Below are 21,305 nucleotides of genomic sequence, written 5' to 3' on the forward strand. Positions count from 1 at the left end.
AAGCTGTGGGCGTCGTCCTGCCGAGCCCCCAGGATCACCCTTCCTGGGGGCTTTCGCGCGCACGGCACCGCAGTCATCCGACCCGGCCGGAGAGGCCCTCCGCATGTTCCTGACGATCAGTACCACCGGCACCCCGGAACGCCCCGCGACCGACCTCGGCTACCTGCTGCACAAGCATCCCGACAAGGCGCAGGCGTTCTCCACCTCCTCCGGCACGGCGCACGTCCTCTACCCCGAGGCCGACGCCCGGCGCTGCACGGCGGCACTGCTGCTGGAAGTGGACACCGTGGCCCTGGTCAGGAAGGGCAAGGGCAAGGGCCGCGGCGGCGCCCCCGACGCGGCGCTCGCCCAGTACGTCAACGACCGGCCCTACGCGGCCTCCTCCCTGCTCGCCGTGGCGCTGAGCAACGTCTTCTCCAGCGCGATCAAGGGCGTCTGCCACGCCCGCCCGGAGCTGCCCGGCCAGGCCAGGCCGCTGCGGATCGAGGTGCCCGCGCTGCCCGCCCGCGGCGGCCCGGACCTCGTGGCCAAGCTGTTCGGGCCGCTCGGCTGGACGGTCACCGCGCAGCCCGTGCCGCTGGACACCGAGTTCCCCGCGTGGGGCGACTCACGTTACGTCGGCCTCGTGCTGGAAGCGGACACGCTCACCCTCGCCGAGGCCCTGCGCCACCTCTACGTCCTGCTCCCCGTCCTCGACGACGCCAAGCACTACTGGGTCGCCCCCGACGAGGTCGACAAACTCCTGCGCGCCGGTGAGGGCTGGCTGCCCGGCCACCCCGAGCAGCGGCTGATCACCAGCCGCTACCTCTCCCGCCGCTGGTCCCTGACCCGCCAGGCGACCGAGCGGCTGGAGCTCGTGCGGCTCGCCGAGGCCGACGACAGCGAGGTCGAGGCGATCGACAACGCCGTCGGGGCGGAGAGCGAGACCGAGGAGAAGCCCACCCCGCTGGCCGTGCAGCGCCGCGAGGCGATCGTCACCGCGCTGCGGCGCTCCGGGGCCGCCCGGGTGCTCGACCTCGGCTGCGGCCAGGGCCAGTTGGTGCAGACACTCCTCAAGGACCCGGCGTTCACCGAGATCGTCGGCGTCGACGTGTCCGTACGGGCGCTCACCATCGCCTCCCGGCGGCTGAAGCTGGACCGCATGGGGGAGCGGCAGGCGTCCTGCGTCCGGCTCTTCCAGGGCTCGCTCGCCTACACCGACACCCGGCTCAAGGGCTACGACGCCGCCGTGCTCAGCGAGGTGATCGAACACCTCGACCTGCCCCGGCTGCCCGCCCTGGAGTACGCCGTGTTCGGCGCGGCCCGACCGCGCACGGTCCTCGTGACCACCCCGAACGTCGAGTACAACGTGCGCTGGGAGAGCCTCCCGGCCGGACACGTCCGGCACGGCGACCACCGCTTCGAGTGGACCCGCGCCGAGTTCCGGTCCTGGGCTCAGGCGGTGGCCGAACGCCACGGCTACACGGTCGCGTACGAGCCCGTGGGACCCGACGACCCCGAGGTGGGACCGCCCACCCAGATGGCGCTGTTCACCCTGGCCGGCCCGAAGGAGGCGAAGGCGGCATGACCGACGAGACGCAGGGGCACGTGCTGCCCGTCACCGACCTGTCCCTGGTGGTGCTGATCGGGGCCTCCGGCTCCGGCAAGTCCACCTTCGCCCGCAGGCACTTCAAGCCGACCGAGGTCATCTCGTCCGACTTCTGCCGCGGCCTGGTCTCGGACGACGAGAACGACCAGAGCGCCACCAGGGACGCCTTCGACGTCCTGCACTACATCGCGGGCAAGCGCCTGGCCGCCGGCCGCCGCACGGTCGTGGACGCGACCAGCGTGCAGTCCGAGGCCCGCCGCCAGCTGATCGACCTGGCCCGGCAGTACGACGTGCTGCCCATCGCCATCGTGTTCGACGTGCCAGAGGAGGTGTGCGCCGAGCGCAACGCGGCCCGCTCCGACCGCGCCGACATGCCCCGCCGGGTCATCCAGCGCCACACCCGCGAACTGCGCCGCTCGCTGCGGCACCTGGAGCGCGAGGGCTTCCGCAAGGTGCACGTGCTGCGCGGGGTGGAGGAGGTCGAGCGCGCCACGGTCGTCACCGAGAAGCGCTTCAACGACCTGACCCACCTCACCGGCCCGTTCGACATCATCGGCGACGTCCACGGCTGCGCCGCCGAACTGGAGGCGCTGCTCGGCAAGCTGGGTTACACCGACGGCGTCCACCCGGAGGGCCGCACGGCCGTCTTCGTCGGCGACCTGGTCGACCGCGGCCCGGACAGCCCCGGCGTGCTGCGCCGCGTGATGTCCATGGTGAAGTCCGGCAACGCGCTGTGCGTCCCCGGCAACCACGAGAACAAGTACGGCCGTTACCTGCGCGGTCGCAACGTCCAGCACACCCACGGTCTCGCCGAGACCATCGAGCAGATGGCGGGCCAGAGCGAGGAGTTCGTCGCCGAGGTGCGCCGGTTCCTCGACGGGCTCGTCAGCCACTACGTCCTCGACGGCGGCCGGCTCGTCGTCTGCCACGCCGGCCTGCCCGAGAAGTACCACGGCCGCACCTCCGGCCGGGTCCGCAGCCACGCCCTGTACGGCGACACGACCGGGGAGACCGACGAGTTCGGCCTGCCGGTGCGCTACCCGTGGGCGGAGGAGTACCGGGGCCGGGCCGCGGTCGTCTACGGCCACACCCCGGTCCCGGAGGCCACCTGGCTCAACAACACCATCTGCCTGGACACCGGCGCCGTCTTCGGCGGCAAGCTCACCGCGCTGCGCTGGCCGGAGCGCGAGCTGGTCGACGTACCGGCCGAGCGGGTCTGGTACGAGCCGCTGAAGCCGCTGCGCAGCGAGGCGCCCGGCGGGCACGACGGCCGCCCGCTGGACCTCGCGGACGTGCACGGCCGGCGGGTCGTGGAGACCCGGTACCAGGGGCGCATCTCGGTCCGCGAGGAGAACGCGGCCGCGGCACTGGAGGTCATGAGCCGCTTCGCGGTCGACCCGCGGCTGCTGCCGTACCTCCCGCCGACCATGGCCCCCACGGCCACGAGCCACGTCGACGGCTACCTGGAGCACCCGGCCGAGGCCTTCGCCCAGTACGAGCGGGACGGTGTCGCCCGGGTCGTGTGCGAGGAGAAGCACATGGGCTCGCGGGCGGTGGCCCTGGTGTGCCGCGACGCGGAGGCGGCCCGCAGGCGCTTCGGCGTCGGGGGCACCTCCCGCCCGAGCGCAGCCGAGAGTGGGGGAGGGCCGACCGGGTCCCTCTACACCCGCACCGGCCGCCCCTTCCTCGACGACGACTCCCTCACCGAGGGAATCCTCGACCGGCTGCGCACGGCGATCGGCGAGGCGGGCCTGTGGGACGACCTGGAGACGGACTGGCTGCTGCTGGACGCCGAGCTGATGCCCTGGTCCCTGAAGGCGTCCGGGCTGCTGCGCTCCCAGTACGCCGCCGTGGGCGCCGCGTCCGGCGCGGTGTTCCCCGGCGCGCTGGCCGCGCTCAAGGGCGCGGCAAAGCGGGGCGTGGACGTGTCCGGACTGCTGGCCCGCACCCGTGAACGCGCCGCCGACGCCGCCGCGTTCACCGCGGCCTACCGCCGCTACTGCTGGACCACCGACGGCCTGGACGGCGTCCGCCTGGCACCGTTCCAGATCCTCGCGGTCCAGGGCCGCAGCCTGGCCGCCCTGCCGCACGACGAGCAGCTCGCCCTCATCGACCGGCTCGTCGAGCACGACGGCAGCGGCCTGCTGCAGACCACGCGCCGGCTCTACGTCGACACCGCCGACCCCGAGTCGGTCCGGGCCGGCGTCGACTGGTGGCTGGAGATGACCGGCCGCGGCGGCGAGGGCATGGTCGTCAAACCGGTCGGCGCGGTCGTCCGCGACGGCCAGGGCCGCCTGGTCCAGCCCGGCATCAAGTGCCGCGGCCGGGAGTACCTGCGGATCATCTACGGCCCCGAGTACACCCGCCCGGAGAACCTCGCCCGCCTGCGGTCCCGCTTCCTCAACCACAAGCGCTCCCTGGCGATCCGCGAGTACGCGCTCGGCCTGGAGGCCCTGGACCGGCTGGCCGAGGGCGAGCCGCTGTGGCGGGTGCACGAGGCGGTGTTCGGGGTGCTGGCCCTGGAGTCGGAGCCGGTGGACCCGCGGCTGTGAGCCCGTACGGCGGCCTCCGGCCGGATCGCGCCACCCCGGCGCGATCCGGCCGGAGGCCGTGACGCCGGTCCCGACCGACCCTGGTGAACCGTGGGTCGCCGTGCCGGCTGCGCTGGTGGGTCCGGGCAGGTGAAACCGACTCCGGGGGAAAGCCGGTGCAGACAGGGTGCGGCGCCCGGCGCGTCCGGCGACTCCGGACAGCGGGCGGATCTCGAGCTGCTGTCACGGCTCACCCAGGTCCTCTGTGGAACCGCCACGGTGGTGCTCGAGACCGGGGCCGCTGGGACGGTCACGAGATGATGTCGTCACCCCGACGCGAACAGGAGCGGTCGGAAACGCGCGCGAGGTGAGTCAAGACGGGCTCCGGCGGTCAGGATGAAGGCATGGCATACCACGTCCACTCCGAGGCCGGGCGGCTGCGCCGTGTCATCCTGCACCGGCCCGATCTGGAGCTCAAAAGGCTCACCCCGAGCAACAAGACCTCGCTGCTCTTCGACGACGTGCTGTGGGTGCGCAGGGCCCGCGCCGAGCACGACGGGTTCGCCGACGTCCTGCGCGACCGGGGCGTGACCGTCCACCTCTTCGGTGACCTGCTGGCCGAGACGCTTCAGGTCCCGCAGGCCAGATCCCTGGTGCTGGAGCGGGTCTTCGACGAGAAGGAGTACGGCCCGCTGGCCACCGACCACCTCAGAGCCGCCTTCGAGCACCTGCCCGGGCGGGAGCTGGCGGAGGTGCTCGTCGGCGGCATGACCAAGCGCGAGTTCCTCGACGTGCACCCGGAGCCGACCTCCGTGCGCTTCCACGTCATGGAACTGGACGACTTCCTGCTGGGCCCCCTGCCCAACCACCTCTTCACCCGGGACACCTCCGCCTGGATCTACGACGGCGTGTCCATCAACGCCATGCGCTGGCCCGCCCGGCAGCGCGAGACCGTGCACTTCGAGGCGATCTACCGCCACCACCCGCTCTTCCGCGACGAGAGCTTCCGCGTCTGGTCGGAGGGCCAGGCCGACTACCCGTCCACCATCGAGGGCGGGGACGTGCTGGTCATCGGCAACGGGGCCGTGCTCATCGGCATGAGCGAGCGGACCACCCCGCAGGCCGTGGAGATGCTCGCGCACAAGCTGTTCGCCGCCGGCTCGGCCGAGACGATCGTCGCCCTCGACATGCCGAAGCGCCGCGCCTTCATGCACCTCGACACCGTGATGACGATGGTCGACGGAGACACCTTCACCCAGTACGCGGGCCTCGGCATGCTCCGCTCGTACACCATCGAGCCGGGCGTCGGCGAGAAGGAGCTGAAGGTCACCGACCATCCGCCGGAGCACATGCACCGCGCGATCGCCGCGGCCCTCGGCCTGAACGAGATCCGGGTGCTGACCGCGACCCAGGACGTGCACGCGGCCGAGCGCGAGCAGTGGGACGACGGCTGCAACGTCCTGGCCGTCGAACCCGGCGTCGTGGTCGCCTACGAGCGGAACGCCACCACCAACACCCACCTGCGCAAGCAGGGCATCGAGGTGATAGAGATCCCGGGCAGCGAACTGGGCCGGGGCAGGGGCGGACCGCGGTGCATGAGCTGCCCGGTCGAGCGCGACCCGGTGTGAGCGGACCGCTCCGTATAGGCATGCTGAGTTTCGTATAGTATTCCAGGGAGTCAGTGTCAGTGTCCCCGTTCCTGTCTCGTCACCGTCCCCGTATCCCTGGAGCGCCCCCATGGCGACAGTCCCGACCGCCCTCGCCGGCCGCCACTTCCTCAAGGAGCTGGACTTCACCGAGGAGGAGTTCCGCGGCCTGGTCGAGCTGGCCGCGGAGCTGAAGGCCGCCAAGCAGGCCGGGACCGAGACCCCGTACCTGCTGGGCCGGAACATCGCGCTGATCTTCGAGAAGACCTCCACCCGGACCCGCTGCGCGTTCGAGGTCGCGGCCGCCGACCAGGGCGCCTCGACCACGTACCTCGACCCCTCCGGCTCCCAGATCGGGCACAAGGAGTCGGTCAAGGACACCGCGCGGGTGCTGGGCCGGATGTACGACGCGATCGAGTACCGGGGCGACAGCCAGCACAAGGTGGAGGAGCTGGCCGCGCACGCCGGGGTGCCCGTCTACAACGGGCTCACCGACGACTGGCACCCCACCCAGATGCTCGCCGACGTGCTCACCATGACCGAGCACTGCGCCAAGCCGCTGAGGGAGATCTCCTTCGCCTACCTGGGCGACGCCCGCTTCAACATGGGCAACTCCTACCTGGTGACCGGCGCCCTGCTCGGCATGGACGTACGGCTCGTCGCCCCGAAGTCCTACTGGCCGGCCGAGGCGGTCGTCGACCGGGCCCGGGCGCTCGCCGAGGGCAGCGGCGCGCGCATCACCCTCACCGAGACCCTGGACGAGGGGGTGCGCGGCGCCGACTTCGTCGCCACGGACGTGTGGGTCTCCATGGGCGAGCCGAAGGAGGTCTGGGACGAGCGCATCACCGCCCTCGCCCCCTACGCCGTGACCATGGACGTGCTGCGCGCCACCGGCAACCCGGACGTGAAGTTCCTGCACTGCCTGCCCGCCTTCCACGACCTCGGCACGGAGGTCGGCCGGGAGATCCACGCCTCGCACGGCCTGGACCACCTGGAGGTCACCGACGAGGTCTTCGAGTCCGCCCACTCGGTCGTCTTCGACGAGGCGGAGAACCGGATGCACACCATCAAGGCGGTCATGGTGGCAACCCTCGCCTGAACAGGCCTTATGCTGACCGGCGGCCCGGAACCACCCCTTCTCCGCGGCCGTCCGCGCGACGCACCCGTCGCATCCGAGCACCACCAGAAACGAGCACCATCCGCATGCCCCGCTACAAGTCGCCCCACCTGCTGGTGGCCGAATCCGGCGCCGACCGCGAAGGTCACGGCCTCAAGCGCACGATGGGCCTCTTCCAGCTCGTCTGCTTCGGCGTCGGCGCGATCGTCGGCACCGGCATCTTCGTCGGCCTGTCCGACTCGGTCGCCCAGGCCGGCCCGGCCGTCGTGATCTCCTTCGTCCTGGCCGCGATCACCTGCGTCTTCACCGCGTTCGCCTTCGCCGAGCTGGGCGGCGCGATCCCGGTCTCCGGCTCCTCGTACTCCTTCGCCTACGCCGGACTCGGCGAGGGCACGGCCTTCCTCGTCGGCTGGTGCCTGCTGCTGGAGTACGGCGTGTCGGTGTCCGCGGTGGCGGTCGGCTGGAGCCAGTACGTCAACGAGCTCCTCGACAGCCTGGTCGGACTGCGGCTGCCCACGGCCCTGTCGGGCGGCCCCGCCGAGGGCGGCGTGGTCAACCTGCCGGCCGTGATCGTCATCGCCATGGCCGCCGTACTGCTGGTCCGCGGGGTGCGCGAGAGCGCCCGGGCCACGGCCGCGATGGCCGTCCTCAAGCTCGCCGTGCTCGTGGCCTTCGTCGCGATCGGCTTCACCGCCTTCGAGGACGGCAACCTCACCCCGTTCTCGCCGGAGGGCCTGGCCGGCATCGGCGCGGGCACCACCGCCGCCTTCTTCTCGTACATCGGCTTCGACGCGATCACCACGGCCGGCGAGGAGGCGAGGAACCCGCGCCGGGACATCCCGGTCGCGATCCTCGTCTGCATCGGCCTGGTCACCGTGCTCTACTGCGCGGTCGCCCTCGCCGCCATCGGCGCCATCGGCGGCGACGCGGTCGGCGGCCGGCCCGCCGCGCTGTCGTACGTCGTGAACCAGGTCACCGGCTCCACCATCGGCGGCGGCGTGATCGCCTTCGGCGCGGTCGTCGCCATCGCCTCGGTGGTGCTCGCCGTGATGTACGGCCAGACCCGGATCCTGCTGTCGATGTCCCGCGACGGGCTCGTCCCACGGGTCTTCGAGCGGGTCTCGCCGAGGACCTCCACGCCGGTCGCCGGCACGCTGATCGTGGCGCTGGTCTTCGCGCTGCCCGCCGCCTTCGCGCCGCTGGACGCCGTGGTCAACCTGTGCACCATCGGCACGCTCGCCGTCATGGCCGTCGTCAACATCGCGGTCATCGCCCTGCGCCGCCGCGAGCCGGGCCTCGCCCGCACCTTCCGCGTGCCGCTGTACCCGCTCACGCCGCTGCTCGGCGTCGGCTTCTGCCTGTACCTGATGTACGAGACGGGCCGGGCGACATGGCTGCAGTTCGCCGTGTTCCTGGCAGTGGGCCTCGCCCTGTACCTGCTCTACGGGCGCCGGAACTCGCGGCTGGCCCGCCTCACGCCGACGGACGCCGCTGAGCGGGAACCGCAGGCAGTCTGAACCACACGGCCTTGCCGGACTCCGTCGGCCGGTGCCCGCACGAAGAGCTCAGGGCGCGGATCAGCAGCAGACCGCGCCCGTGCTCCTGCCAGGGGTCGGGCGGCCCGCCGGCCGGACAGGTGAGGTCGCCGGGCGGGGCCGGGTCGGTGTCGTGCACCTCGACCTGGCAGCCCGACGGCATCAGCTCCACGACCAGCTCTATCGGTGTCCCGCCGGAGGTGTGCTCCACGGCGTTGGCCACCAGCTCCGCCGTGAGCAGCTCGGCGGTGTCGCAGTCCGCCCCGTGCTCCAGCTCGGCCAGCGCCGTACGGACCAGGGCACGGGCCACGGGCACCGCCGCGGCGGTGTGCGGCAGCGCGACGCGCCAGGAGGCGGGGGCTGAGGGGAGTTCGTACAAGGCGGGTCCGTTCATGGAGCAGGACATCCTGCTTTCAACCTTATGCATGGTACGGCGCCACTCCCTGGACGCGTCCGAGGGGCACCGGCGGGGGCACCGTCGCCCTCCTTGCCGACGGCTTACCCAGGTGAACGCGGTGCCGCGCACGGCTGCTCCCACCGTTACGCCGGTGTGGACGAGCTGTGACGGATGTGACCGGCCCGGAGCACTCCCGGACCCACCGGATTCCTACCCGGCCGGGCTATCGCGCACTCATGACGACGGTCACGAATGAGTGATAGCTTCAGGGGGTAGAGCTCAGTGAGGCAGTGCCCGCCCGAGGAGGCCGCCCGTCATGAGTCCCTTCACCGGCTCCGCCGCCCGCACCCCCGGCTGGGAGCACCTGCGCGTCGATGTCGCCGACGGCGTCGCGACCGTCACCCTGGCCCGCCCGGCCAAGCTCAACGCGCTCACCTTCGGCGCCTACGCCGACCTGCGCGACCTGCTCGCCGAGCTCTCCCGGGAGCGGGCCGTACGGGCCCTGGTGCTGGCCGGCGAGGGACGCGGTTTCTGCTCGGGCGGCGACATCGACGAGATCATCGGCGCCACGCTCGCCCTGGACACCGCCCGGCTCCTCGACTTCAACCGGATGACCGGCCAGGTGGTCCGCGCCATCCGCGAGTGCCCGTTCCCGGTGATCGCCTCGCTGCACGGCGTGGCGGCGGGCGCCGGGGCGGTCCTGGCCCTGGCCGCCGACTTCCGCGTCGCCGACCCCACCACCCGCTTCGCGTTCCTCTTCACCCGCGTCGGCCTGTCCGGCGGCGACATGGGCGCGGCCTACCTGCTGCCCAGGGTCGTCGGCCTGGGCCACGCCACCCGCCTGCTGATGCTGGGCGACCCGGTCCGCGCCCCCGAGGCGGAGCGCATCGGCCTGATCAGCGAGCTGACCGAGGAGGGGCAGGCGGACGAGACGTCCCGCCGGCTGGCCCGCCGCCTGGCGGAGGGCCCGGCCCTGGCCTACGCCCAGACCAAGGCGCTGCTGACGGCCGAGCTGGACATGCCCCTGGCGGCCTCGGTCGAACTGGACGCCTCCACCCAGGCCCTGCTGATGACCGGGGAGGACTACGCGGAGTTCCACGCGGCCTTCAGCGAGAAGCGCCCTCCCAAATGGAGCGGACGGTGACAGCGACACCCTCAGGGACGCGGGGAACCGCGCGAGCGGCCACACCCCACCCGCACACCGGGACGGGCGACCCCCTGCGCGTCGCAGTCATCGGCGGCGGCCCCGGCGGCCTGTACGCCGCCGCCCTCCTCAAACGACTCGACCCCACCCGCGACATCACCGTCTGGGAACGCAACGCCCCCGACGACACCTTCGGCTTCGGCGTGGTCCTCTCCGACGAGACCCTCGGCGGCATAGAACACGCCGACCCCACGGTCTACGAGGCCCTCCGGAGGGACTTCGTGCGCTGGGACGACATCGACATCGTCCACCGCGGCGTACGCCACACCTCCGGCGGCCACGGATTCGCCGCGCTGGGCCGCCGGCGCCTGCTGGAGATCCTCCACGGCCGCTGCCGCGACCTCGGCGTCCGCCTCCGCTTCCGCTCCGTGGCCCCCGACGACCTGCCAGGCACGCACGACCTGGTCATCGCCGCGGACGGCATCCACAGCACCACCCGCGACACCTACGCGGACGTGTTCCGGCCCCGGGTCACGGCACACCGCTGCCGCTACGTCTGGCTCGCCGCGGACTTCGCATTCGAATCCTTCCGCTTCGACATCGCCGAGACCGAACACGGCGTGATGCAGCTCCACGGCTACCCCTACGCGCCGGACGCCTCCACCGTGATCGTCGAGATGCGCGAAGAGGTCTGGCAGGCGGCCGGCTTCGACGAGCTCGGCGAGGCGGAGTCGGTCGAGCGCTGCGCCAAGATCTTCGCCGAGACGCTCCACGGCCGGCCCCTGAAGTCGAACAACTCCACCTGGACGACCTTCCGCACGGTCGTCAACGACCGCTGGTCGCACGGCAACGTCGTCCTGCTCGGCGACGCCGCCCACACCGCCCACTTCTCCATCGGCTCCGGCACCAAACTGGCCGTCGAGGACGCCCTGGCGCTCGCCGCCTGCCTGACGGAGCAGGACTCCCTGCCCGAGGCCCTGGCCGCCTATGAGGCCGAGCGGCGCCCGGTCGTCGCCTCCACACAGCGCGCGGCACGGGCCAGCCTGGAGTGGTTCGAGAACCTCGCCCTCTACCTGGACCAGCCGCCCCGCCAGTTCGCCTTCAACCTGCTCACCCGCAGCCGCCGCGTCACCCACGACAACCTCCGCCTGCGCGACGCGCACTTCACGGAGGCGGTGGAGCGCGAGTTCGGCTGCCCGCCCGGCACGCCCCCGATGTTCACCCCGTTCCGGCTGCGCGGTCTGACCCTGCGCAACCGGGTCGTCGTCTCACCCATGGACATGTACTCGGCCGTCGACGGCGTCCCCGGCGACTTCCACCTCGTCCACCTGGGCGCGCGGGCACTGGGCGGGGCCGGGCTGGTGATGACGGAGATGGTGTGCGTCAGCGAGCAGGGCCGGATCACGCCCGGCTGCGCCGGCCTCTACACCGGGCGGCAGGCCGAGGCCTGGAAGCGGATCACGCACTTCGTGCACGCCCGGGCCCCCGGCACGGCGATCGGCGTGCAGCTCGGCCACAGCGGCCGCAAGGGCTCCACGAAACCGATGTGGGAGGGCATGGACGAGCCGCTGGAGGAGGGCAACTGGCCGCTCGTGGCCGCGTCGGCGCTGCCGTACAAGCCGTTCGGCCAGACCCCGCGGGAGCTGTCGCGGGCCCAGCTCACCGATCTGCGCGAGCAGTTCACCGCCGCCGCCGTGCGTGCCGCCCGGGCCGGTTTCGACCTGCTCGAACTGCACTGCGCCCACGGGTACCTGCTCTCCGGCTTCCTCTCCCCGCTGACCAACCGCCGCACCGACGCCTACGGCGGCACCCTGGACAAGCGGCTGCGCTTCCCGCTGGAGGTCTTCGACGCCGTGCGCGACGCGTGGCCGGCGGAGCGGCCCATGACGGTCCGCATCTCCGCGACCGACTGGGCCGAGGGCGGGACGACCGCCGAGGAGGCAGTGGAGATCGCCCGGGCCTTCGCCGCGCACGGCGCCGACGCGATCGACGTGTCGACCGGGCAGGTCGTGGCCGACGAGCGCCCCGAGTTCGGCCGCTCCTACCAGACGCCCTTCGCGGACCGCATCCGCAACGCCACCGGCGTCCCGGTGATCGCGGTCGGCGCGATCTCCTCCTGGGACGACGTCAACTCCCTGATCCTGGCGGGCCGGACGGACCTGTGCGCCCTGGCCCGCCCGCACCTCTACGACCCGCACTGGACCCTGCACGCGGCAGCCGAACAGGGCTACACGGGCCCGGCCGCCCCCTGGCCGGCCCCCTACCGCGCGGGCAGCCGCCGCCCCCGCACGGGCCGCACGGACGCGCCGAAGCCGCGGCTGAGTCTGTGACGCGACGGCCCTTGCCTAGGCCGTCTGCGGGACGGTGCGGGTGAAGTCGACTTCCTTGGCCGTGGTGATCCGGGCGCCCATGTTGCGCCGCATCATCTCCAGGGCGGCGTCGGCCAGGTGCGCGTGGATGGAGGCGACGGCGTCCTGGGGGACAGTGACCTCCAGGTGGCGGATGTGCGCGTCGAGAGCGGAGTAGAGGACGCACTGCTCGGTGACCTGGCCGGTCAGCACCACGTGTCCGACGCCCAGGCTCCGCAGGAGGTAGGCCAGGGGCGTCTCGAAGAAGACCGAATGGCGGGCCTTCACCACGAACAGCGACTCCTCGTCGGGCCGGATCGGCTCGATCAGACGGGCGTGCGGCCGGGCGAGCGCGGCGTCGACGAGCTCTCCGTGGTGGGAGCGCCACCGTCCGAAGTTGTCGTTGGCGTAGATGACCGGCACCTCCGCCGCGCGGGCCCGGTCGATCAGGTCGGCGATGACGGGCACGACCTGCTCGACGGACGGCACGAGCAGCTCCGCGTCCTCGTGGTCATAGGTGTTGATCATGTCGACCACGATCAGAGCCGGCCGCGTCGGACCTTCCTGCCGTTCCATGGCCGTCTCCCGTGTGCTGCGTGTGGTGCGGGTCGCGAAGCGTGCTGCCGAGTACCCGGGGGCGTGGCGGAGCTAACAGCGGCCACGGGACGGGGCCACCGTGCCGTCACACCCCCACGAACCCCGCCCCCGCGTCTCGCAGCCGCTCGTGCAGCCCCCGGAACACCGCCGACGAGCGGACCCCCGGCCAGTCCTCCGGCAGGAGCGCGGCGGGCAGGCCCGGGTCCGTGTAGGGGAGGTGGCGCCAGGAGTCCAGGGCGAGAAGGTAGTCGCGGTAGGCCTCCTCGGGCGGGGTGTCCTCGCGCTTGTCCCAGGCGCGCAGGACGTGTTCGTGGCGGTCGAGGAACGCCTCGTGCTCCTTGGCGATGGCGGCCAGGTCCCACCAGCGGGCGACGGCGTCGGCGGTCGGGGCGAAGCCGAGGTGGTCGCCGCGGAAGAAGTCGACGTACGTGTCGAGCCGCAGCCGCGCGAGGGTGTGCCGGGTCTCCTCGTACAGCCGGGCGGGCGCGATCCACACGCCCGGGGCGGCGGTGCCGAAGCCGAGTCCGGACAGGCGGGAGCGCAGCACGTGCCGCTTCTGCCGTTCCGACTCCGGCACCGAGAACACCGCCAGCACCCAGCCCTCGTCCTCCGGCGGAGCCGTCGCGTAGACGCGCCGGTCGCCGTCGTCGAGCAACTGGCGTGCGTCCGGGGACAGTTCGTACCCCGCCGCGCCCTGGGCGGTGCGGGCGGGCACGAGCAGCCCGCGTCTCTTGAGCCGCGACACCGAGGAACGTACGGAGGGGGCGTCCACGCCGACCGCGGCCAGCAGCCGGATCAGTTCGGCCACGGGCACGGGGCCCGGGACGAAGCGACCGTACGCGCCGTAGAGCGTGACGATGAGAGACCGTGGTGCATGCTGGTCGGACACGTTGATCATCTTAGGTCGTACGGATCAGTCCCGGCCGCCTTCCGTGCGCAGCCGGAACCGCTGGAGCTTGCCGGTGGCCGTGCGCGGCAGCGCGTCCAGGAAGACGATCTGGCGCGGGCACTTGTACGGGGCCAGTTCCTTCTTGACGAAGGCGCGCAGTGCCCCGGCGTCCCGGTCGGCGCCCTCCCTCAGCACGGCGAAGGCCACCACGACCTGGCCGCGTTCCTCGTCGGGCCGTCCGACGACCGCCGCCTCCACCACGTCCGGGTGGCGCAGCAGCGCGTCCTCGACCTCGGGGCCCGCGATGTTGTACCCGGCCGAGATGATCATGTCGTCGGCGCGGGCGACGTACCGGAAGAAGCCGTCGGGTTCGCGGACGTAGGTGTCGCCGGTGATGTTCCAGCCGTCGCGCACGTACCCGCGCTGCCGTGGGTCGGCGAGGTAGCGGCAGCCGACCGGTCCGCGCACCGCGAGCAGCCCGGGCTGCCCGTCGGGCACCGGCGCGCCGTCGGCGTCCTGCACGCGCGCCTGCCAGCCCGGCACGGGAACGCCCGTGGTGCCCGGGCGGATGTGCTCGTCGGCGGCGGAGATGAAGATGTGCAGCAACTCGGTGGCGCCGATGCCGTTGATGAGGCGCAGGCCGGTGCGTTCGTGCCAGGCCTGCCAGGTGGCGGCTGGCAGGTTCTCGCCGGCCGAGACGCACCGGCGCAGGGACGACAGGTCGTGGCCGTCGAGCTCGCCGAGCATCGCGCGGTACGCCGTGGGGGCGGTGAACAGCACGGAGACCCGGTGCCGGGCGATGGCCGGCAGCAGCTGCCTCGGACCCGCCTGCTCCAGCAGCAGCGCGCTCGCCCCGGCCCGCAGCGGGAAGACGACCAGCCCGCCGAGGCCGAAGGTGAAGCCGAGCGGGGGACTGCCCGTGAACACGTCGTCGGCGCGGGGCCGCAGGACGTGCCGGGAGAAGGTGTCGGCGATCGCCAGGACGTCCCGGTGGAAGTGCATGCAGCCCTTGGGGCGGCCGGTGGTGCCGGAGGTGAAGGCGATCAGCGCCACGTCGTCGGCCGCCGTCGGGGCGGCCTCGAACGGGGCCTCGGGCGCCGGGCGGTGGAGCAGGTCGTCGGGCGCGTCACCGCCGTAGGCCGTGATGCGCAGACCGGGGATCTCGGCCTTGGCGAGGTCGTCGACGGAGCGGATGTCGCACAGCGCGTGCCGCACCCGGGCGATCTCGCACATGGTGCTCAGCTCGTGCGGGCGCTGCTGGGCGAGCACGGTGACCGCGACGGCTCCCGCCTTCAGCACCGCCAGCCAGCAGGCGGCGAGCCAGGGCGTGGTGGGTCCGCGCAGCAGCACCCGGTTGCCGGGGACGACGCCGAGTTCGCCGGTGAGCAGGTGGGCCACGCGGTCGACCCGGGCCCGCAGATCGTCGTACGTCCACGGCTCGCCGGCGGGGGTGAGGAACGCGGGGCGGTCGCCGGGCTGGCCGGTCAGCAGTTCGGCGGCGCAGTTGAGCCGTTCGGGATAGCGCAGCTCCGGCAGGTCGAAGCGGAGCTCGGGCCATTGGTCCGGGGGTGGCAGGTGGTCGCGCGCGAAGGTGTCGACGTGGGCCGTGCGCCGTGCATGCATACGGTTCGCCCCCTCGGCGTGGTGGGCTCGCCTCTGGAGCGTATCGTGTTGGTGACGGCAGTCAACGGTTCGCGATAGCCTCGGAGTGGCCCGGCCGGACGCAGGGCGGCGGAGAAGGGACCGGCGATGACCGCATTCTCGCTCGAACCGGCACAACTCGCCTGGTGCGCCGAGCTGCGCGCCCTGGCCGCGGAGCGGTTGCGCCCCCTGGCCGAGAAGGGTGAGCCGGGCCGGGTGAACCGGGCCCTGGTCGCCGAACTGGGCCGACTGGGCCTGCTCGGGCGCCTGTTCGCCTCGGGCGCGCTCGACCTGTGCCTGATGCGCGAGTCCCTGGCCCGGGCCTGCACGGAGGCCGAGACGGCCCTGGCCCTCCAGGGCCTGGGCGCCCACCCGGTCCACGCGCACGGCACCGCGGCCCAACGGGCCCGCTGGCTGCCCGGGGTCACCGACGGCACGGCCGTGGCGGCCTTCGCCCTGAGCGAGCCAGGCGCGGGCTCGGACGCGGCGGCCCTGGAGCTGACCGCCCACCCCGACGGCACCGCCCGCTGGCGGCTCACCGGCGAGAAGTGCTGGATCTCCAACGCGCCGGAGGCGGACTTCTACACCGTCTTCGCGCGGACCACCCCGGGCGCCGGCGCCCGCGGGGTCACGGCGTTCCTCGTGCCCGCCGACCGCCCGGGGCTGACCGGACGCGGGCTCGACATGCTCGCGCCGCACCCCGTCGGCGCGCTCGACTTCGACGGCGTACCGGTGACGTCCGGCGACGTGCTGGGCGAGGTCGACCGCGGCTTTCCGGTCGCCATGGGCACGCTCAACCTGTTCCGGCCCAGCGTCGGCGCCTTCGCCGTCGGCATGGCTCAGGCGGCGCTCGACGCCACCCTCGCCCACACCGCCCGCCGCGAGGCCTTCGGCGGCACACTGCGCGACCTGCAGGCCGTCTCCCACCAGGTCGCGGAGATGGCCCTGCGCACGGAGGCGGCCCGGCTGATGGTCTACGCGGCGGCGACCGCGTACGACGAGGGCGCCCCGGACGTGCCCGGGCGCTCCGCCATGGCGAAACTGCTCGCCACCGAGACCGCGCAGTACGTCGTCGACACGGCCGTCCAGCTGCACGGCGCCCGGGCGCTGCGCCGCGGCCACCTGCTCGAACACCTCTACCGCGAGGTCCGCGCGCCCCGCGTCTACGAGGGCGCCAGCGAGGTCCAGCGCGGCATCATCGCCAAGGAGCTGTACGCCCGGCGGGAGGCCCGGTGAGCACCGAACGCGTCAACCCGCCCGGCCTGTCCCCGCCGGCCGGCTTCTCCCACGCCGTCGTCGCCACCGGCTCCCGCGTGGTGTTCCTGGCGGGGCAGACCGCGCTGGACACCGACGGCAAGGTGGTCGGAGCGACCCTGCCCGAGCAGTTCGAGAAGGCCCTCGCCAACCTGCTGAGCGCCCTCGCGGCGGCCGGCGGCACCCCGGCCGACCTGGCCCGCGTCACCGTCTACGCCATTGACGTCGCCGCCTACCGCGCCCACGCCCGGGAACTGGGCCGCCTGTGGCGGAAGCTGGCGGGCCGTGACTACCCGGCCATGGCGGTCGTCCAGGTGGTCCGGCTGTGGGACGAGGAGGCGCTGGTGGAACTGGACGGCTTCGCGGTCCTGCCCTGAGGCGGCTTTCCGGTCAGGCCGCGGCGGCCAGCTGCCCCACGCCCACCCGGCGGGGCTCCACCACGTGTCCGTCCGGCAGCAGTTCGCCGGTGTCGTCGAAGACGATCGCCCCGTCGCACCGCAGGCTCCAGCCCTGCTCGGGGTGGGCGGCGACGACGTGCGCGGCGCGGGAGCCGGTCGCGGGGCACAGGGGCTGGTGGGCACACATGGCGCACCTCCACGTCGGTAGGGCCGTCCGAACGGTTCGGACGACTCGTACAGACAGACCATCCTCCCGCGCCGGACTCATCGGAACGGCACGGCCGGAAGCGTGACACGTCCCGGACATTCCCCGGACCGTTCCACGACGCCCGGCGCCAACTCGCCACCGAAGGGGTGAGGGTCCCCCGCGGTGGCGGCCCGGGGACCGACACGAGTAGTAGTACGACATTCCGCTCTTTAGCGGAGGTTTCCCCGTGCATGTGCGTGCGTTCCCTCGCTCCTCCGTGCGCCAGGACATCTCCACCACCCGCTACGGCGTCGGCGGCACCCGGGCTCGGGGGTGCGCCACCGGCCCGCGCGTGCGTCCATGACCTGGCTCTTCCGCACCGCGATGGTGCGCCACCACCCCCCTTGGCTGTTTAATTGCGAGGTCTTGGCAACAACCTGACTAGCGCAACAAGGGTGTGAGGTCACATGTCGACCCGTCGGATACGAGGGGCCGCCGTCACGGCGGCGCTGGCCGCGGCGGTCACCGCCTGCTCCGCTCCCGGCGACGGCGGCCCGGGCGACGGCACGTCCGCCGGATCCGTCGTCATCGGGGTGGCCTCCGAGCCGGACACCCTGAGCCCGCTGCTCGGCTACGGCAAGGACGGCAACTCCAAGATCTTCGACGGGCTCCTCGCCCGCGACGCCGACCTGAAGCTGAGGCCCGCCCTGGCGGCCGCGCTGCCCGAGGTCACCGACGGCGGCCGCACGTACACCTACACCCTGCGCGACGGCGTGGAGTTCAGCGACGGCGAACCGCTGACGGCCGCCGACGTCGTCTACACGTACCGGACCGTGCTCGACGCGAAGACGAACAACACCTTCAAGAGCGAGCTGGACGCCGTCGAGGAGGTCCGGGCCGAGGGCGACGACCAGGTCGTCTTCACCCTCAAGTACCCCTACGCCCCCTTCGCCGCCCGCACGGTCCTGCCCATCGTCCCCGAGCACCTCGCGGGCAGGCAGAACCCGAACACCGGCTCCTTCAACACCAAGCCGGTCGGCACGGGACCGTACGTCCTGTCGAAGTGGAGCAAGGGCGAGAAGCTCACCTTCAAGGCCAACCCCCGCTACTGGGGCGGCGCGCCGAAGGTGAGGAGCTTCACCATGGCGATCGTCGCCGACGACAACGTCCGCGCCACCCGCCTGCGCTCCGGCGACCTCGACGGCGCCGTCCTCCCGCCCAACCTCGCCGCCACGTTCAAGAACGACGACGGCAAGCGCACCTACCAGGCCCGCTCCTACGACTTCCGGGCCGTCACCCTCCCCACCGCGCACAAGGTCACCGGCGACCGCGCGATCCGCCGGGCCCTCGACGCCGCCGTCGACCGCGAGGCCATGGTCGACCGGATCCTGGACGGCGCGGGCCGCCCGGCCTACGGGCCGCTGCCCGTCGACGACCCGGCGTTCAGCAAGTCCGTCGAACGCGCCCACGACCTCGGCAGGGCGAGGAAGATCCTGGACGAGGCCGGCTGGAAGCCCGGCGAGGGCGGCATCCGCGCCAAGGACGGCCGGCGGGCCTCCTTCACCCTGCTCTACCCCTCCGGCGACAAGGTCCGCCAGGACCACGCCCTCGCCTACGCCTCCGACGCCAAGAAGGCCGGCATCGACGTCCGGGTGGAGAGCGCCACCTGGGAGGTCATCGAGCCGCGCATGAAGGACACCGCCGTCCTCGCCGGCTTCGGCAGCACCGGCGACCCCGACTTCGGCCTGTACACGCTGCTGCACTCCTCCCTCGCCGGCGACGGCTTCAACAACATGGCCCGCTACGACAACCCGGCCGTGGACCGCGCCCTCGACAACGGCCGCCGCAGCCAGGACCCGGACGAGCGCCGGTCCGCCTACGACAAGGTGCAGCGCGCCCTGGTGCAGGACCCCGGCTACACCTTCCTCACCCACATCGACCACCTCTACGTGCTGGCCGACCACTGGGACGGCCTGGGCACCCAACTGGAGCCGCACGAGCACGGCTTCGCCAGCGGGCCCTGGTGGAACATCGAGGACTGGCAGCCGAAGAAGTGAGCCGCGTGCCCTGGGGAGCCATGGCACGGCTGGCGGGACGGCGGGCGCTGTTCGCCGTCCCCGTCCTGCTCGTCGTCACCTTCGGCGTGTTCGCCATCGCCGCCGCCTCCCCCTTCGACCCCGTCAAGGCCTACGCCGGCACCGCCGCGCTCGGCGCCGACCAGGAGACACTGGACCGGCTCCGCGAGAACCTCGGCGTGGACCGGCCCTTCGCCGTCCGCTGGTGGGACTGGCTGACCAACGCGCTCACCGGCGACCTCGGCCACTCCAGCGTGCTGCGGCAGCCGGTAGCCCAGGTGATCGGCGAACGGCTCGTGTGGTCCGCGCTGCTGTGCGCGGCCGCCTTCGCCGCCGCCGTGCTGGTGGGCACGGTCCTCGGTGTGCTCGCCGCCCGCCGCCCGGGCTCCGCCGTCGACCGGGCCGTGACCTCCCTCGCCTACACCCTGGAGGCGGCCCCGGTCTTCTGGATCGCGCTGCTCGCGATCTGGCTGTTCGCCCTGCAGTGGGACGTCCTGCCGGCCGGCGGCCTGACCGACACGGGCCGTGAACAGGTGACGTTCGGGCAGGTCACGAGCCACCTCGTGCTGCCCGCGGGGGTCCTCGCGGTGTCCCAGCTGCCCTGGTTCACGCTGTACGTCCGCCAGGGCGTCGGCGACGCGCTGGCCGAGGACCCCGTGCGTGGCGCCCGCGCCCGCGGCCTGAGCGAACGCACCGTGCTGCTCGGGCACGCCCTGCGCTCCGGGCTGCTGCCGGTGCTCACGCTCATCGGCTCCCGCGTGCCCGAACTCATCACCGGCGCCCTGCTGGTGGAGAGCGTCTTCAGCTGGCCGGGCATCGCCGCCGCCACCGTCGAGGCGGCCACCGCCGTCGACTTCCCGCTGCTCGCCGGCCTGACGGCCCTGGCCACCGCCGCCGTGCTCGCCGGCAACCTGCTCGCCGACCTGCTCTACGGACTGTTCGACCCGAGGGTGAAGCTCAGTGACATGTGACGCACCGGCGCCCGCCGGCTCCCCGGCCGAGAGCGCGTGGCGGTCGTACGGGCCGAGGCGCCGCTCCACCCGCGCCCTGCGCGTGCGCACCTCCGCCGCGCTGGTGGCCGTGACCGTCCTGGCCGTGCTGCTCGTACCGCCGCTGGCCCAGCTCGACCAGCAGGCCGTCGACCTCGCCGCCAAGCTCCATCCGCCCTCCTTGCAGCACCCGTTCGGCACCGACGACGTCGGCCGCGACCTGCTGCTGCGCTGCGTCTACGGACTGCGCGTGTCGCTGCTGGTCGGCGTGGCGGCGGCGGTGACGGCGACCGTCGTCGGCACCGCCGTGGGCGCGGCGGCCGGGGCGCTGGGCGGCTGGGCCGACCGGGCCCTGATGCGGGTGGTCGACACGTTCTCCTCCGTGCCGCACCTGCTGCTCGGCATCTTCATCGTCGCGATGTTCCGGCCCGGCGTGTGGCCGGTGGTGATCTCGGTCGCGCTCACCCACTGGCTGTCCACGGCCCGGATCGTGCGCGCCGAGGTGCTGTCGCTGCGGTCGCGGCCCTACATCGACGCGGCCGTCTCCGGCGGGGCCTCCCGGTGGCGGGTGGCCGTACGGCATCTGCTGCCGGCCGTGCTGCCGCAGGCCGCCCTCGCCGCCGTGCTGATGGTGCCGCACGCCATGTGGCACGAGTCGGCCCTGTCCTTCCTCGGCCTGGGCCTGCCCACGCACACGGCGAGCCTCGGCACCCTCATCCAGACGGCCCGCGGCTCCCTGCTCGCCGGCCAGTGGTGGCCGACCCTCTTCCCGGGCCTCTTCCTCATCGTCCCCACACTGGCCATCGCGGGCCTCGCGGGCGCGTGGCGGGAGCGGCTCCATCCCCGTCACCGATCGGAGCTGATGCTGTGAGCACCTCAATCGGCCCCCAGCCGGCGGACACGGGAGCGGGCCCGGCCCCCCGGCGAGCCCCCGTGCTGTCCGTGCGTGACCTCTCCGTGCGGTTCCTC

General features: G+C 72.9%; 17 protein-coding genes. 12 read left to right on the forward strand and 5 right to left on the reverse strand.

What is annotated here, in order from left to right:
• The first annotated feature begins 103 nt into the window (after nt 1-103).
• The 5 genes from ABTZ58_RS00685 (at nt 104) to ABTZ58_RS00705 (ending at nt 8,399) form a co-directional block, all read left to right on the forward strand.
• Nucleotides 104-1,567 carry a 3' terminal RNA ribose 2'-O-methyltransferase Hen1 gene (locus tag ABTZ58_RS00685; protein ID WP_351348723.1) on the forward strand — a complete coding sequence of 488 codons (1,464 nt, stop codon included), beginning with the start codon at nt 104-106 and terminating at the stop codon, nt 1,565-1,567.
• Nucleotides 1,564-4,140 (forward strand): polynucleotide kinase-phosphatase, encoded by a 2,577-nt coding sequence (locus ABTZ58_RS00690; RefSeq protein WP_351348726.1) that lies wholly within the window; start codon nt 1,564-1,566, stop codon nt 4,138-4,140. The genes ABTZ58_RS00685 and ABTZ58_RS00690 overlap by 4 nt, the downstream gene beginning before the upstream one ends.
• A gap of 383 nt (nt 4,141-4,523) precedes the next feature.
• The gene (locus ABTZ58_RS00695; RefSeq protein ID WP_351348729.1) at nt 4,524-5,747 is read left to right on the forward strand and encodes an arginine deiminase; all 1,224 of its coding nucleotides are present in this window, start codon (nt 4,524-4,526) and stop codon (nt 5,745-5,747) included.
• Between the two features lie 109 nt (nt 5,748-5,856).
• Nucleotides 5,857-6,864, forward strand: a complete 1,008-nt coding sequence (gene argF, locus ABTZ58_RS00700; protein ID WP_351348732.1) for an ornithine carbamoyltransferase — start codon at nt 5,857-5,859, stop codon at nt 6,862-6,864.
• 104 nt (nt 6,865-6,968) lie between these two features.
• Nucleotides 6,969-8,399 (forward strand): amino acid permease, encoded by a 1,431-nt coding sequence (locus tag ABTZ58_RS00705; protein WP_351348735.1) that lies wholly within the window; start codon nt 6,969-6,971, stop codon nt 8,397-8,399.
• Here the strand turns inward: ABTZ58_RS00705 and ABTZ58_RS00710 are convergent.
• Entirely contained in the window at nt 8,356-8,823 is a 468-nt protein-coding gene (locus tag ABTZ58_RS00710) for an ATP-binding protein (RefSeq protein WP_351349573.1), read from the reverse strand. The two genes, ABTZ58_RS00705 and ABTZ58_RS00710, sit on opposite strands and share 44 nt — an antisense overlap.
• Before the next feature lie 307 nt (nt 8,824-9,130).
• Between ABTZ58_RS00710 and ABTZ58_RS00715 the strand changes: the two genes are divergently transcribed.
• Complete coding sequence (locus tag ABTZ58_RS00715) at nt 9,131-9,958, forward strand: enoyl-CoA hydratase family protein (protein ID WP_351348738.1); 828 nt, start codon at nt 9,131-9,133, stop codon at nt 9,956-9,958.
• Nucleotides 9,943-12,288, forward strand: a complete 2,346-nt coding sequence (locus tag ABTZ58_RS00720) for a bifunctional salicylyl-CoA 5-hydroxylase/oxidoreductase (RefSeq protein WP_351348741.1) — start codon at nt 9,943-9,945, stop codon at nt 12,286-12,288. The genes ABTZ58_RS00715 and ABTZ58_RS00720 overlap by 16 nt, the downstream gene beginning before the upstream one ends.
• A 15-nt stretch (nt 12,289-12,303) precedes the next feature.
• Here the strand turns inward: ABTZ58_RS00720 and ABTZ58_RS00725 are convergent, their stop codons facing one another.
• From ABTZ58_RS00725 to ABTZ58_RS00735, 3 genes are all read right to left on the reverse strand, one after another.
• Nucleotides 12,304-12,882 (reverse strand): cysteine hydrolase family protein, encoded by a 579-nt coding sequence (locus tag ABTZ58_RS00725; protein ID WP_351348744.1) that lies wholly within the window; start codon nt 12,880-12,882, stop codon nt 12,304-12,306.
• A 106-nt stretch (nt 12,883-12,988) separates the two neighbouring features.
• On the reverse strand, nt 12,989-13,801 hold the full coding sequence (locus ABTZ58_RS00730; protein ID WP_351348747.1) for a PaaX family transcriptional regulator: 813 nt from the start codon (nt 13,799-13,801) through the stop codon (nt 12,989-12,991).
• 15 nt (nt 13,802-13,816) lie between these two features.
• On the reverse strand, nt 13,817-15,415 hold the full coding sequence (locus ABTZ58_RS00735) for an AMP-binding protein (RefSeq protein WP_351348749.1): 1,599 nt from the start codon (nt 15,413-15,415) through the stop codon (nt 13,817-13,819).
• A 126-nt stretch (nt 15,416-15,541) separates the two neighbouring features.
• On the opposite strand from ABTZ58_RS00735, the gene ABTZ58_RS00740 reads away from it, so the two are divergent.
• Nucleotides 15,542-16,669, forward strand: coding sequence for an acyl-CoA dehydrogenase family protein (locus ABTZ58_RS00740; protein WP_351348752.1), 1,128 nt, complete (start codon nt 15,542-15,544; stop codon nt 16,667-16,669).
• Nucleotides 16,666-17,064 carry a RidA family protein gene (locus ABTZ58_RS00745; RefSeq protein WP_351348755.1) on the forward strand — a complete coding sequence of 133 codons (399 nt, stop codon included), beginning with the start codon at nt 16,666-16,668 and terminating at the stop codon, nt 17,062-17,064. Before ABTZ58_RS00740 ends, ABTZ58_RS00745 begins: the two co-directional genes overlap by 4 nt.
• Before the next feature lie 13 nt (nt 17,065-17,077).
• Here the strand turns inward: ABTZ58_RS00745 and ABTZ58_RS00750 are convergent, their stop codons facing one another.
• On the reverse strand, nt 17,078-17,272 hold the full coding sequence (locus ABTZ58_RS00750; protein WP_351348758.1) for a DUF5999 family protein: 195 nt from the start codon (nt 17,270-17,272) through the stop codon (nt 17,078-17,080).
• 467 nt (nt 17,273-17,739) lie between these two features.
• Here ABTZ58_RS00750 and ABTZ58_RS00755 point away from each other — a divergent pair, with 467 nt between their 5' ends.
• The 3 genes from ABTZ58_RS00755 to ABTZ58_RS00765 are packed head-to-tail and all read left to right on the forward strand — an operon-like array spanning nt 17,740 to nt 21,207.
• A complete protein-coding gene (locus ABTZ58_RS00755; RefSeq protein ID WP_351348761.1) occupies nt 17,740-19,329 on the forward strand; it encodes an ABC transporter substrate-binding protein in 1,590 nt (529 codons plus the stop codon).
• Nucleotides 19,330-19,349: 20 nt separating this feature from the next.
• Nucleotides 19,350-20,318 (forward strand): ABC transporter permease, encoded by a 969-nt coding sequence (locus ABTZ58_RS00760; protein ID WP_351349575.1) that lies wholly within the window; start codon nt 19,350-19,352, stop codon nt 20,316-20,318.
• Nucleotides 20,308-21,207 carry an ABC transporter permease gene (locus ABTZ58_RS00765; protein ID WP_351348764.1) on the forward strand — a complete coding sequence of 300 codons (900 nt, stop codon included), beginning with the start codon at nt 20,308-20,310 and terminating at the stop codon, nt 21,205-21,207. Before ABTZ58_RS00760 ends, ABTZ58_RS00765 begins: the two co-directional genes overlap by 11 nt.
• Nucleotides 21,208-21,305: the final 98 nt, after the last annotated feature.

This window comes from Streptomyces sp. NPDC094143 (genome assembly GCF_040303825.1).
Classification (GTDB): Bacteria; Actinomycetota; Actinomycetes; order Streptomycetales; family Streptomycetaceae; genus Streptomyces.

Excerpts from the sequence above, each read along its gene's own strand:
- ABTZ58_RS00685 (WP_351348723.1), top strand. The coding sequence starts at position 104 with ATGTTCCTGACGATCAGTACCACCGGCACCCCGGAACGCCCCGCGACC.
- ABTZ58_RS00690 (WP_351348726.1), top strand. The coding sequence starts at position 1,564 with ATGACCGACGAGACGCAGGGGCACGTGCTGCCCGTCACCGACCTGTCC.
- ABTZ58_RS00695 (WP_351348729.1), top strand. The coding sequence starts at position 4,524 with ATGGCATACCACGTCCACTCCGAGGCCGGGCGGCTGCGCCGTGTCATC.
- argF (WP_351348732.1), top strand. The coding sequence starts at position 5,857 with ATGGCGACAGTCCCGACCGCCCTCGCCGGCCGCCACTTCCTCAAGGAG.
- ABTZ58_RS00705 (WP_351348735.1), top strand. The coding sequence starts at position 6,969 with ATGCCCCGCTACAAGTCGCCCCACCTGCTGGTGGCCGAATCCGGCGCC.
- ABTZ58_RS00710 (WP_351349573.1), bottom strand. The coding sequence starts at position 8,823 with ATGTCCTGCTCCATGAACGGACCCGCCTTGTACGAACTCCCCTCAGCC.
- ABTZ58_RS00715 (WP_351348738.1), top strand. The coding sequence starts at position 9,131 with ATGAGTCCCTTCACCGGCTCCGCCGCCCGCACCCCCGGCTGGGAGCAC.
- ABTZ58_RS00720 (WP_351348741.1), top strand. The coding sequence starts at position 9,943 with ATGGAGCGGACGGTGACAGCGACACCCTCAGGGACGCGGGGAACCGCG.
- ABTZ58_RS00725 (WP_351348744.1), bottom strand. The coding sequence starts at position 12,882 with ATGGAACGGCAGGAAGGTCCGACGCGGCCGGCTCTGATCGTGGTCGAC.
- ABTZ58_RS00730 (WP_351348747.1), bottom strand. The coding sequence starts at position 13,801 with ATGATCAACGTGTCCGACCAGCATGCACCACGGTCTCTCATCGTCACG.
- ABTZ58_RS00735 (WP_351348749.1), bottom strand. The coding sequence starts at position 15,415 with ATGCATGCACGGCGCACGGCCCACGTCGACACCTTCGCGCGCGACCAC.
- ABTZ58_RS00740 (WP_351348752.1), top strand. The coding sequence starts at position 15,542 with ATGACCGCATTCTCGCTCGAACCGGCACAACTCGCCTGGTGCGCCGAG.
- ABTZ58_RS00750 (WP_351348758.1), bottom strand. The coding sequence starts at position 17,272 with ATGTGTGCCCACCAGCCCCTGTGCCCCGCGACCGGCTCCCGCGCCGCG.
- ABTZ58_RS00755 (WP_351348761.1), top strand. The coding sequence starts at position 17,740 with ATGTCGACCCGTCGGATACGAGGGGCCGCCGTCACGGCGGCGCTGGCC.
- ABTZ58_RS00760 (WP_351349575.1), top strand. The coding sequence starts at position 19,350 with ATGGCACGGCTGGCGGGACGGCGGGCGCTGTTCGCCGTCCCCGTCCTG.